General features: G+C 65.5%; 9 protein-coding genes and 1 other RNA gene. 4 read left to right on the forward strand and 6 right to left on the reverse strand.

Going from position 1 to position 9,430, the window contains the following annotated elements; all coding sequences use genetic code 11:
• Both AC1DYN_RS30180 and AC1DYN_RS30185 read left to right on the forward strand, forming a co-directional pair.
• A partial coding sequence (locus AC1DYN_RS30180) for an ATP-binding protein (protein ID WP_477966093.1) occupies positions 1 to 173 on the forward strand: 173 nt, incomplete at its 5' end.
• Positions 170 to 469 (forward strand): helix-turn-helix transcriptional regulator, encoded by a 300-nt coding sequence (locus AC1DYN_RS30185; RefSeq protein WP_477966080.1) that lies wholly within the window; start codon positions 170 to 172, stop codon positions 467 to 469. The genes AC1DYN_RS30180 and AC1DYN_RS30185, both read left to right, overlap by 4 nt.
• Positions 470 to 534: 65 nt before the next feature.
• Here the strand turns inward: AC1DYN_RS30185 and AC1DYN_RS30190 are convergent, their stop codons facing one another.
• The 6 genes from AC1DYN_RS30190 to ompA form a co-directional block, all read right to left on the reverse strand.
• On the reverse strand, positions 535 to 1,728 hold the full coding sequence (locus AC1DYN_RS30190; protein ID WP_477966081.1) for an HNH endonuclease: 1,194 nt from the start codon (positions 1,726 to 1,728) through the stop codon (positions 535 to 537).
• A 100-nt stretch (positions 1,729 to 1,828) separates the two neighbouring features.
• Positions 1,829 to 3,124 (reverse strand): tyrosine-type recombinase/integrase, encoded by a 1,296-nt coding sequence (locus AC1DYN_RS30195; RefSeq protein ID WP_477966083.1) that lies wholly within the window; start codon positions 3,122 to 3,124, stop codon positions 1,829 to 1,831.
• Between the two features lie 172 nt (positions 3,125 to 3,296).
• Positions 3,297 to 3,698, reverse strand: a transfer-messenger RNA (tmRNA) gene (ssrA, locus tag AC1DYN_RS30200).
• A 13-nt stretch (positions 3,699 to 3,711) separates the two neighbouring features.
• Positions 3,712 to 4,392 carry a phosphoglycolate phosphatase gene (gene gph, locus AC1DYN_RS30205; RefSeq protein WP_477966085.1) on the reverse strand — a complete coding sequence of 227 codons (681 nt, stop codon included), beginning with the start codon at positions 4,390 to 4,392 and terminating at the stop codon, positions 3,712 to 3,714.
• A complete protein-coding gene (gene ubiG, locus AC1DYN_RS30210; RefSeq protein WP_477966087.1) occupies positions 4,374 to 5,075 on the reverse strand; it encodes a bifunctional 2-polyprenyl-6-hydroxyphenol methylase/3-demethylubiquinol 3-O-methyltransferase UbiG in 702 nt (233 codons plus the stop codon). The genes gph and ubiG overlap by 19 nt, the downstream gene beginning before the upstream one ends.
• A 164-nt stretch (positions 5,076 to 5,239) precedes the next feature.
• On the reverse strand, positions 5,240 to 5,917 hold the full coding sequence (ompA, locus tag AC1DYN_RS30215) for an outer membrane protein OmpA (RefSeq protein WP_477966095.1): 678 nt from the start codon (positions 5,915 to 5,917) through the stop codon (positions 5,240 to 5,242).
• A 276-nt stretch (positions 5,918 to 6,193) separates the two neighbouring features.
• On the opposite strand from ompA, the gene gyrA reads away from it, so the two are divergent.
• Both gyrA and AC1DYN_RS30225 read left to right on the forward strand, forming a co-directional pair.
• Positions 6,194 to 8,836 (forward strand): DNA gyrase subunit A, encoded by a 2,643-nt coding sequence (gyrA, locus tag AC1DYN_RS30220; RefSeq protein ID WP_477966089.1) that lies wholly within the window; start codon positions 6,194 to 6,196, stop codon positions 8,834 to 8,836.
• Positions 8,836 to 9,430, forward strand: a 595-nt coding sequence (locus AC1DYN_RS30225) for a hypothetical protein (protein ID WP_477966091.1), incomplete at its 3' end; no start/stop codon positions are given. The genes gyrA and AC1DYN_RS30225, both read left to right, overlap by 1 nt.

Genomic DNA, 9,430 nt, shown 5'->3' on the forward strand with positions numbered 1-9,430 from the left:
AGTGGGCCACCGTGTTCGGCGATGCGAAGATGACCACTGCGCTGCTGGACCGGCTCACGCATCATTGCCACATCCTGGAGACCGGCAACGACAGCTACCGCTTCAAGAACAGCTCCGCTCAACCCACACTGCCCAAGAAGGAGTCCAAAGCCAAGAAGTTATCCACAACGTGAGCCAGCTTGGCTCGAAAACGGGTGGGTCAACATTGGATGGAAAACCCGGGTCAGCTCTCCGTGGAACTCAACACCCGCGCGAAAGGCTGCTGCGCAAGCCTGAAGTTCTCTCCCGGATCGGCTTCTGTACATCAACCCTCTATGCCCGGATCCGAGAGGGCGTTTTCCCCCCACCGGTTTCCTTGGGCGTTCGATGCGTCGCGTGGCGTGAGAGTGACGTGGACGCGTGGATCGCCGATCGCATTGCACAATCGCAAGCAGCGAATCCACGACGCACGTCTCGCCTTGATATGTGAGTCGGCCGGGGCAACGCTGCGCTGCGCAGCCCTCGCATTCCAAAGAGGCTCTGCGACAGCTCACTTCACGCTGGGACCTTTGCCAGCTTTTCCAAGAATGCTTGCTCCAAGGCCTCTGCGCCCTTGCCATAGTGGGCTTCTCGATGATGCTCTGGGCAGAGCGCAATCACGTTGTCGACTCGATCGGGGCCCTGCGCCGACAAAGCGATGACGTGATGCGCCTCCACGTAGTACGACCCGTCGGTCATCTCGAAGCCTCGCACTTCGCAGTACTCGCACTTCCCCTGGGCTCGGCGGATCACATAGTCCCGCACCGCTGGATCGCGGCGGTACCCCGATCCGCCCTTGCTGCGCGTCCGCGCCGGGGCGGCATGGCCGGAAGGGGGACTGCCCAGATCGTCAATCGCGCTGTCGATCGGAGACACCACGCCGTGTCGGCCCGCGGCAACTTCGACCGCGGCAATTTGACCCACCAGCGTGGCGACCACCTCGTCACCCTCTTCCGAGAGTCTAAGCACCAGAAGCTGATCCTCATCGAAGTACTGTCGTTCGCGGGTAGCGGCGAGAACGTCTCTAGCCTCGCAGCGGATGCCATAGGTGGCATGTCCAGCGACCAGTACGCTCTCAAGCACTCGTTTCAGCTCCGTGGCCCCGGCGCGCTTGTCCTCAACGTCGCGAACCCAGTTCCACAAAACATAGCGATCACCCTGCACCCCGTCCGCCCAGATGGTGAAGAGTGCGAGACCGCGTTCTCGGTTGTATCCGCACCAACGATCCCGGGGGTTCGTCAGCTCCGCGCCGAGGAACGCGCAGAAGTCGGAAAACGATCGAGTGTTCTTTCGGGGCGAGAGTTGGGGCACGACGGCCTGCTGTGGCGTCTGGGCGGGCGCAGACGTCAACGCTCGAGCTGCGGGCGCGGCTGCGACCGCGGGTGCTGCTCCAATGAACGGGTTGAAGGAGTACCCAACCTCCTTCAAAAGGCGCTCGGCTTGCTTCACCAGGATCGGGTCGATGAGCGTACGCCACTGGGTCTCGACGACCAACGCTTCGACGGTCAGATCTAGACGCTTCAGCTCGAAGAGTCGCAGAAACCCGTCCGACGGTCTGCCCTTCGCGAGTAACTGCCGCACGGTGGCATCGCCCCCCTGCGATCCCAGCATCTGCTTGAACTTCGTGGGCCGGTAGCCCAGCGCTTCCGCTTCAGCCGCCTTCTGGCTCAGGAACTCGGTGAAAGCAATGTCTTCGTGCCGCGTCATCATTTGACGTCACTCCTCGTTTGCCGACGGTGATTTCCAATCATGCTTCGATTTCAATTGCTCCCGGTGGCCGTTGCTCCATCAGGACTGCTTCTACCGTTGATCACGCCGCAGTAGCCATCAAATGGACAACTTCGGCACCAGACCGAAGTCGGCCTAAGTAGTCTGCCCACACTTGCATCATGGAGCGCCGCTGAGCGACATATTCGGTGCGGTTGTATGCGCGGCCGAGAGCGTCCTTCACAGCGTGCGCCAGCTGCGCCTCGACGATGTTTTCATCGACTCCGAGACGCTCAACGAGCATGGTCCGAGCCATCGCGCGAACGCCGTGCCCCGTCATCTCGTCCTTGCCGAAGCCCATCCGCCGCAACGCGGCCAACACCGCGTTGTCGCTCATCGGCCGATCGTCAGTGCGTGCGCTCGGGAACACGTAGAGCCCGTGACCTGTCAGAGGACGCAGGTCCGCAAGAATCTCCACGGCCTGCCGCGAGAGCGGCACCAGGTGCGGCATGCCAGACGCTTTCCCCATCTTGCTGCGCTTCATGCGCTCACTCGGGATGGTCCACATCGCTTTCTCAAGGTCGACCTCTGACCACTGCGCCGAACGCAACTCCCCGGGCCGCTGGAACACCAGCGCGGCGAGCTGCAGCGCCGCTCGAGTCACCGGGTGGCCTTGGTAGTCATCGATCGCTCGAAGGAGTTCACCGGTCCGTTTCGGATCCGTGATCGCCGCATGATGCTTGACGTACACCGGAGCGAGCGCGTCGCGCAGATCCGCTGACGGATCCCGATCACACCGGCCGGTGGCGATGCCGTATCGAAAGACCTGACCACACGCCTGCTTCACGCGATGCGCGGTCTCCAGCGCACCCCGCGCCTCAACGCGTCGCAGGCACTGCAAGATCGCCGGCGCCTTGATCTCGGCCAACGACACACGCCCCAGCCAGGGAAACACGTCCTGTTGAAGGCGCGTCAGCGTCCGCTCGGCATGGCCCGCGCTCACCTTGAAGCGATGCACGCGCTCCATCCACTCGGACGTGACCGCCTCGAAGGAATCGGCCGTCGGCAGTCCAGCATCGGCACGCCGCTGTGCCTCGCGCTGCTCCACGGCCTCGGCACGCTTCACCTTGCGGACGCCGCTCGGATCGATCCCCTCGCTGACCAGGCTGCGCGCCTCATCGGCCTTCCGCCGTGCCAAGCCGAGGCCCGTCTCCGGGTAGGTGCCCAGGCTGATGGTTTTGCGAACCCCACCGATGCTGTAGTCGAAGCGCCAGCCGTGCGCACCACCCTTGACGAACAGGAGGAGGTAGAGACCGGCGCCATCGGGCAGCCGCTTGCGGGCGTCGCCGGGCTTGATGGAGCGGATGAGAGCGTCGCCAGAGATCAGTTCGCGTGCCATGCAGTAACTCAGAAGGGGCAAGGGCACGCATTCTGCGGTTACTGACGAAGTTACTGCAATGGCAACGAGCAGCCCCCGGAAGTTACTGCACTCAGCCGCACAACAAAAAAGCCCTAGAGCGTTGTGGCTCTAGGGCTTTTTGCAACATCGCGGTCCTTGTCGGACCCTCATTTGGTGGAGCCGGGGGGAATCGAACCCCCGTCCGCAAGCCATCGTCGGGCAGATCTACATGTGTAGCTGTCTGGTTTGGGTTTTAAGGCCGGTGGTCGCGCAGCAGCACGCTACCCTCGTCCCGAGTCACTTGATTTAGCCCTTGAACCTTGTAACCCGGCTCAGAGCGATTCCATGTGAATGACTTCGCACCCTCGGGTTGCCCCTCAGGCCCAGCCCATGAACAAGCTGGTGCGAAGCTCGCCGGTGTTAGGCGGCGAGAGACTCATTTACGCTGCGAGAGCGTAGTCAGAGTCGTTAGCTGCGTTGGCAGTTAAGTTGTTTCCAGATGGATTTACGAGCGAACTGGTGCTCGACATGCCCTACGCCGAATCCGAACCTCCGTCGAAACCAGGTCGGCCCCAGAGCCGTGTAGTTTAGGCCACGGCGAGCAGCTTCAAGAGCTCATCGGGCGAATGAATGACATGCTGTGCCCCCCACGCGCCCACCGGCTCGCCGACCCCCAGGTAGCCCCAGGCCGCAGCCACCGTGCTCATCCCGGCCGCATGCCCCGCCTGCACGTCGCGCAGGTCGTCGCCGACGTACACGCAGTCCTGCGCCGCCACGCCCATCTGCCGCGCCGCCTCCAGCAGCGGTGCCGGGTGCGGCTTCGAATGCGGGGTCGTGTCGCCGCTCACCACCGCCCCGGCGCGCCGGTCCAGCCCCAGCGCCTTCACCAGCGGATCGGTGAAGCGCCTCGCCTTGTTGGTCACGATGCCCCAGGCCAGCCCGCGCTGTTCGATCGCATCCAGCAAGGCCGGCACCGCGTCGAACGCCCGCGTGTGCTGCGTCATCCGCGCCTCGTAGCGATCGAAGAACTCGTCGCGCAGCGCGATGAAGCCGTCATCGGTGGGCTTGATGCCCAGCGCCACGCCGATCATCCCGCGCGCCCCCGCCCCCACCATCGGCCGGAACTGCTCGAACGCGAGCACCGGCAGGCCGCGCGCCAGCCGCATGTCGTTGCCGGTACCGGCCAGGTCGGGCGCGCTGTCGATCAAGGTGCCGTCCAGGTCGAACAGCACCGCCTTCACGCGCAGGCTCACAGCGGCTTCCTGCACGCGAACAGGTAGTTCACGCTGGTGTCGGCCGACAGCCAGTAGCGGCCGGTGAGTGGGTTGTATTCCATGCCGCGCGTCGATTCGAGCGCCAGGCCGGCCGTGCGCGTCCATTGCGCCAGCTCGCTCGGGCGGATGAAGCGCGCGTACTCGTGCGTGCCCTGCGGCAGCAGCTTCAGCAGGTACTCGGCGCCGACGATCGCGAACATGAAGGCCTTCGCGTTGCGGTTGATCGTCGAGAAAAACACCCAGCCGCCCGGCTTCGCGAGCGTGCTGCAGGCCTGCACGATCGACGACGGGTCGGGCACGTGCTCCATCATCTCCATGCAGGTGACGACGTCGAACTGCCCCGGCGCCTCGGCCGCCAGCGCCTCGGCCGCGATCTCGCGGTACTCGATGCCGGTGGTGCCGGCCTCCATCGCGTGCAGCTGGGCCACCTTCAGCGCCTTGCCGGCCAGGTCGATGCCCAGCACGTCGGCGCCCTTGCGCGCCATCGAATCGGCCAGGATGCCGCCGCCGCATCCGACATCCAGCACCCGCTTGCCCTTCAGGCCGGCCAGCCGGTCGATCCAGTCCAGGCGCAGCGGGTTGATCTGGTGCAGCGGCTTGAATTCGCTGTCCGGGTCCCACCAGCGGTGGGCCAGKTCGCTGAATTTGGCGAGTTCTTGGGGGTCGGCATTGATCATGAGGGCATCAGTTTGGCATGTCTTCGCCAGCATATTCGGACACGGCCGGAAACCCTCCGAAACCCGCCCGAAACTTGGGAAACTTGGGAAACTTGGAGAAGCCAAAACAAAAACCCCGCCGCAGCGGGGTTTCGTGGGAAGGGCATCGCTGCCCTTCGGGACTATCACTTGTTGCGGGTACCSACSACTTCGATTTCCACGCGACGGTTCTKYGCRCGGCCTTCGGCGGTCTTGTTGTCGGCGACAGGCTGCTTCTTGCCCTTGCCTTCGGTGTACACGCGGTTCTTCTCGATGCCCTTGCTCACCAGGTAGGTCTTGACCGACTCGGCACGAGCGACCGACAGCTTCTGGTTGGCAGCGTCGCCACCGACGGAGTCGGTGTGACCCACGGCGATGATGACTTCGAGGTTGACGCCCGAGGTCTTGCTGACCAGGTCGTCCAGCTTGGACTTGGCTTCCGGCTTCAGCGTGGACTTGCCGAAGTCATAGAACGCGTCGGCGGCGAAGGTGACCTTCTCGCTGACCGGAGCGGCCGGGACGACGACCGGGGCAGGTGCCGCGGCCGGAGCGACCGGAGCCGGGGCCGGAGCGGGTGCCGGGGGCGGCGGAGCGACCGGGGCCGGAGCCGGGGCCGGCTTCAGTGCGCCGTCGCAAGCCTGGTTGGCCGTGGCCGGCGTCCAGTTGGCATCGCGCCAGCACAGTTCGTTGCTGCCGTTCTTCCAGGGAATGCCGGTGCTGTTGACCCAGTTGTCTGCCCCGTTGGATTGGGCGAACGCAACAGACGCGGAAGCCGCGAGTGCAGCCGTTGCGAAGAGCGATGCCACGTTATTCAGTTTCTTCATGATTCTCCTCTTGAGGAATGTCGCAGATGGCCTGCAAAACGTCCAAACCGGAATCGGAAAGGTACTGGCGAAACCCTCTGTTCTGAGGCTCACCACGTCGACTGATTGTGCCATAGGGCCTTCAGCGCCCTGGATTTTGGCCCGGGGTCGCGGCTTCGTCCTACGACAGTCTCGCGAGCTGTTGCGCAAGCACTACAACGTGCGCGAACTAGAATCGCGGATTGCGCTCACGGGCCCGCCAGCGCCCGTCTCCACCGGCTCAGCCGACGACCTCGAATGACCCAGTTCGCCAAGGAAACCCTGCCGATCAGCCTCGAAGAGGAAATGCGCCGCTCGTACCTCGAYTACGCGATGAGCGTGATCGTGGGCCGCGCMCTSCCSGAYGYSCGCGACGGCCTGAAGCCGGTGCACCGGCGCTCGCTGTTCGCGATGCACGAGCTGAACAACGACTGGAACCGGCCCTACAAGAAGTCGGCCCGTATCGTCGGCGACGTGATCGGCAAGTACCACCCGCACGGCGACCAGTCGGTCTACGACACCATCGTGCGGCTGGCGCAAGACTTCTCGATGCGCCACATGCTGGTCGACGGCCAGGGCAACTTCGGCTCGGTCGACGGCGACAACGCGGCGGCGATGCGCTACACCGAAATCCGCCTGTCCAAGATCGCCCACGAGATGCTGGCCGACCTGGACAAGGAAACGGTCGACTTCGGCCCCAACTACGACGGCTCCGAGAAAGAGCCGCTGGTGATGCCCAGCCGGCTGCCCAACCTGCTGGTCAACGGCTCGGGCGGCATCGCGGTGGGCATGGCCACCAACATCCCGCCGCACAACCTCAACGAGGTGATCGACGCCTGCCTGCACCTGCTGAAGAACCCCGCGGCGACGATCGACGAGCTGATCGAGATCATCCCGGCCCCCGACTTCCCCACCGCCGGCATCATCTACGGCACCAGCGGCGTGCGCGACGGCTACCGCACCGGCCGCGGCAAGGTGGTGATGCGCGCCAAGTGCCACTTCGAGGACATCGACAAGGGCGCCCGCCAGTCGATCATCGTCGACGAGATCCCGTACCAGGTGAACAAGAAGAACCTGCTCGAGCGCATGGCCGAGCTGGTCCACGAGAAGAAGATCGAAGGCATCAGCCACATCCAGGACGAGTCCGACAAGTCCGGCATGCGCGTGGTGATCGAGCTCAAGCGCGGCGAAGTGCCCGAGGTCGTGCTGAACAACCTCTACAAGCAGACCCAGCTGCAGGACACCTTCGGCATCAACATGGTGGCGCTGATCGACGGCCAGCCGAAGCTCTGCAACCTGAAGGACCTGGTCAGCATCTTCCTCGAGCACCGCCGCGAGGTCGTGACCCGCCGCACCGTGTTCGAGCTGCGCAAGGCGCGCGAACGCGGCCACGTGCTCGAAGGCCTGGCCGTCGCGCTGGCCAACATCGACGAATTCATCGAGACCATCAAGACCTCGCCGACGCCGCCGGTGGCCAAGGCCGCGCTGATGAGCAAGTCGTGGGATTCCTCGCTGGTGCGCGACATGCTCTCGCGCGCCGAGGGCGAGACCCCGGGCGGCCGCGACGCCTACCGCCCCGAGGGCCTGGCGCGCGAGTTCGGCATGCAGGCCGACGGCCTGTACCGCCTGTCCGAAGACCAGGCGGGCGAGATCCTGCAGATGCGCCTGCAGCGCCTGACCGGCCTCGAGCAGGACAAGATCGTCGGCGAGTACAAGGACGTGATGGCGGAGATCGCCGACCTGCTGAACATCCTGGCCACGCCGTCGCGCGTGACGACCATCATTTCCGACGAGCTCACCGCCATCAAGCTCGAGTTCGGCCAGACCAAGCTCGGCGCGCGCCGCAGCCAGATCGAGCACAACGCGCAAGACCTCGGCACCGAAGACCTGATCACGCCCACCGACATGGTGGTGACGCTGTCGCACACCGGCTACATCAAGAGCCAGGCGTTGTCCGAATACCGCGCGCAAAAGCGCGGCGGCCGCGGCAAGCAGGCCACGCAGACCAAGGAAGACGACTGGATCGACCAGCTCTTCATCGCCAACACGCACGACTACATCCTGTGCTTCACCAACCGYGGCCGCGTCTACTGGCTGAAGGTCTGGGAGGTGCCGCAGGGCTCGCGCAACTCGCGCGGCAAGCCGATCGTCAACATGTTCCCGCTGCAGCAGGGCGAGAAGGTCAACGTGGTGCTGCCGCTGACCGACGGCTTCCGCAGCTTCCCGGCCGACCACTTCGTGTTCATGGCCACCGCGCAGGGCGTGGTCAAGAAGACCGCGCTCGACGAGTTCAGCAACCCGCGCAAGGCCGGCATCATCGCGGTCGACCTGGACGAGGGCGACTTCCTGATCGGCGCCGCACTCACCGACGGCAAGCACGACGTGATGCTGTTCAGCGACGGCGGCAAGGCGGTGCGCTTCGACGAGGACGACGTGCGCGCGATGGGCCGCGGCGCCCGCGGCGTGCGCGGCATGATGCTCGACGACGGCCAGAGCGTCATCGCGATGCTGGTGGCCGAGGACGAGACGCAGAGCGTGCTGACGGCCAGCGAGAACGGCTACGGCAAGCGCACGAGCATCGTCGAATACACCCGCCACGGCCGCGGCACCAAGGGGATGATCGCGATCCAGCAGACCGAGCGCAACGGCAAGATCGTCGCCGCGACGCTGGTGCGCCCGGACGACGAGATCATGCTGATCACCGACAAGGGCGTGCTGGTGCGCACCCGCGTCTCCGAGATCCGCGAGCTGGGTCGTGCGACGCAGGGCGTCACGCTGATCGCGCTCGACGGCGGCTCCAAGCTGAGCGGCCTGCAGCGCATCGTCGAGAACGACGCCAATGCCGATGGTGCCGACGGCGCCGAACCCGAGGGCGATGCCCCGACCGAAGGAGACGCTTGATGCGCCGCTTGTTCGCCATGACCCTGCTCGCCGCCGCCCTGGGCGCGGCGCAGGCCCAGACCGCTTCGCCGTCCTCCACGCCGGCGGCGACGCCCGCGGCCTCGGCCCCCTCCAGCCCCGCCAAGAAGGCGCTGGTGCAACGCGTGCTGGCGCTGCAGCAGGCGGCCCTCGAGAACACCGCGCGCGACGTGGCCGAGCGCCCGGCGATGCAGCTCACCGGCGCCGCGCAGCAGTACGTGCAGGCGCGCGTGCCGGCCGACAAGCGCGAGGCGATGTGGGCGCAGGTGCAGGCCGCCGTGCGCAAGTACCTTGCCGAGGCCGTGCCGCTGGTCAAGGAACGCGCGCTGGCGCTGAGCCAGACCTCGCTCGCCGCGACGATCGACGAGCGCTTCACCGAAGACGAGCTGCGCCAGCTGGTGACCACGCTCGAAGCCCCGGCCTTCCGCAAGTTCCAGCAGGTGATGCCGGAGATCAGCGACAAGTTCGTGCAGAAGCTGATCGCCGACGCCGGCCCGTCGGTCGATCCGAAGCTGAAGGCGCTCGACCAGAGCATCACGTCGGCGCTGGGCGTCGGGCCGGCCGGCGCGGCCGCCT

It is taken from the genome of Rhizobacter sp. P2_D12 (assembly GCF_056404395.1).